The organism is Deinococcus sp. Leaf326 (assembly GCF_001424185.1).
Lineage (GTDB): Bacteria > Deinococcota > Deinococci > Deinococcales > Deinococcaceae > Deinococcus.
The window spans coordinates 1-1,802 of the sequence record NZ_LMOM01000096.1; the positions used below are offsets into that span (position 1 = coordinate 1).

A 1,802-nucleotide genomic window follows, 5' to 3' on the forward strand; every position below is an offset into this window, starting at 1 on the left:
AGAACGCAGCCCCGAGGCTGCGTTGCTGGTAAGCCGTGGGAGGGACGGCCAGCAGGCGGTCTGTCAGAATGCGGGCACGCTCCCAGAGAGGCTGTGACTTCAACACTCCCAGACTCTCGCGTCTGGGAGCGCTTTTTTCGTCTTATGCAGGTGCAACTCCTGAGGGGCACCCTGCTTCTCTCTCAACCGTCAACCAGCGTTAAGCCTGGCGAGAGTACGGCCCTGTCCATCACCCAGGACGTATTCCAAGAAGTCCTGACCGACGCCTGGATTATGCCACCTCTCCGATTTCGTGCTTGCACCACGGGGGCACATATGACGCTGACGTGTGGAGCGCCATCCGGACAGCGGAACTTGCGAAAGGTACGGTTACGGGTCAGGGCTATGAGCTCTTGATTCAGCCAGACTTCGCCTGAGCCGCAGCCTACGCTAGCCTGGGCGGGACCACACTGGAACTGGGCCAAATTGTGCCAAGACTGACATCTTGCAGTTTAGGTTTGGAGAGGAGAATACGCGTGCCGGAAGGCGTCGAGTGCGTTCAATTCCAGCAGGAGGGCCTGGCGGCGCACCTCAGGCAAACACGAGAACCGCACGGTTCTCGCCAGGTCGCCCCAGTTGGGCCAGGTGTCTGGGGGTCGCAGAGGCAAGTCAAGGTCCTCGATGTGGCACAGGAGAAAGGCGAGGCCGGAGAGGCACCACCAGCGTAATACGCCTTGTTTGCTGTGCTGGGCAAAGCGCTCGAGGCCAAATCGACCTTTGACAGTTTTGAAGAATGCTTCTATCCGCCAGCGCCGCTTTCCCAGTCGGGCAAGGTAGACGCCGCCCAGATCGAGGTTGGACATCACGAACCGCTGCTCCGGTTCTTTATTTCTGTACAACCAGACCCAGGACACGCACATGGTCTGGTGCAGCCCTTTGGGCTGTACCAGACTTCCCCGCACCATCAGGTCACGCACCTGTCGCCCATCGGAGAGGCGGCGGGCGCAGCGCACACCAATCACGATGTCCAGTCCAAGGGCCAAGACGCCCTGAATAAAGCCAGCACTCTCGAAGCCTCCGTCTGCATGCAGACGGGGGCGACGTTTTCCAGCAAGCAGTTCCTGGGGCACGGTCCGCAGCAGTTTCAAGGCCAGTTGTGCGGGGGACGGTGTGCCCTTCCCGCGCCACACCTGAAACGCCCACGGCAGCCGGAGCGTCCCACAGCACACGTACAGCACGACCAAATGCACTCCCCGAACACCGTGATACGTGTGCATCCAGCCGGCAAGTTCAGCGAACTTGCCGCTCTTTTCCAGACTGGTAAGATCCACGAGCAGATCCACCCGGGGCCGCTGGTGGGGTGCCCCCCGCCAGTGATCACGGAACGTCGCCAAAGCATGCTCGCGCATCACCCGGCAGAACTGTCGAGTGTTCCACGTGGAGTGATTCAGAAACCGACTGATGGCTGAGGGGGATTTCACCGTTGCCCGTGCGGGCAACGGTGTGCCTGACCCATCCAGCATGAGGTCGAGGAACACCTCGAACGAGGCACGGTGCTGCTTGCAGGTAAAGCAGGGCAGGATGTCAGAATACAGCTGTCTGGAACGCTGTCCTTTTGGGTTCACACCCCATTTTGGGGCCAAAAGTGCGTTCCAGACAGCTTTTTAAAAACTGCAAGATGTCAGAAGAGCCAAGAGGAGAGCTGATTTATACGAACTTGGTGAAACCAATTTCAAGCCCGATCTTGGCAGCCTCCAAGGAGTCCAAGCGTTCTAGGTATCTCAGGCCTGGAGCTGTGTGTCGCCTGATCTCTGTACCGCATA

At 59.3% G+C, this 1,802-nt stretch carries 1 protein-coding gene; it reads right to left on the reverse strand.

Going from position 1 to position 1,802, the window contains the following annotated elements; genetic code table 11:
* Nucleotides 1-491: 491 nt before the first annotated feature.
* Nucleotides 492-1,604: a transposase gene (locus tag ASF71_RS21505; RefSeq protein WP_162243156.1), complete on the reverse strand. Its 1,113-nt coding sequence runs from the start codon at nt 1,602-1,604 to the stop codon at nt 492-494.
* Nucleotides 1,605-1,802: the final 198 nt, after the last annotated feature.